This window comes from Peribacillus muralis, assembly GCF_001439925.1.
Taxonomy (GTDB): domain Bacteria; phylum Bacillota; class Bacilli; order Bacillales; family DSM-1321; genus Peribacillus; species Peribacillus muralis.
Genome location: NZ_LMBV01000072.1, coordinates 1 through 615 on the forward strand (window position 1 = coordinate 1; position 615 = coordinate 615).

The 615-nt window shown below is 41.0% G+C and carries 1 protein-coding gene; it reads right to left on the reverse strand.

Annotated elements, in window-relative coordinates:
* Positions 1 to 404 (reverse strand): reverse transcriptase domain-containing protein (locus ASU00_RS24125; protein ID WP_269085364.1); only part of this gene is annotated, 404 nt, incomplete at its 3' end.
* Positions 405 to 615 lie beyond the last annotated feature (211 nt).

The window sequence follows — 615 nt, forward strand, 5'->3', positions numbered from 1 at the left end:
ACTACCCAATCATGTTCATCGTTCAGAAACTCCAGGCTTTTTATAATCGCCATTTCACAACTTCTTTTTGGTCTGAAACCGTAGCTAAATTCGCTAAACTGTTCTTCAAATATCGGACTGAGAACTTGATGAATGGCCTGTTGAACGACCCTATCCACTACTGTTGGTATTCCCAATTTGCGCATCTTTCCATTTTCTTTTGGGATCTCCACTCTTAAGGCAGCTTGTGGCTGGTATTTTCTTGTTCTGATGCGCTGACGCAGTTCATCTTTGTTCTCTTTCAAGTATTGTTTTAGTTCGTCGACTGTTACTCCGTCGACCCCACTTGCCCCTTTATTTTTATAGACACGCAGGTAGGCTTCGTTCATATTTTTATTACGTAGGATTTGCTCTAAAAGTTCCACACTCGTTTCTCCCTTCCTCTCACGTAGTAAGTGATAACTCCATTTTGGTTATCCTTTGAGGTACGCTCATACTTTCACCATTAACACATTCGGAGTTCGTCACTTACGCATTCGTGGCGTTGAAACACTATAAATTGTTCAGCCCTTCATGAAATTAGTTCATTACTATGGCTTCTGCTGACTTCTTGCGATAAACCTTTTTCGACTGTAC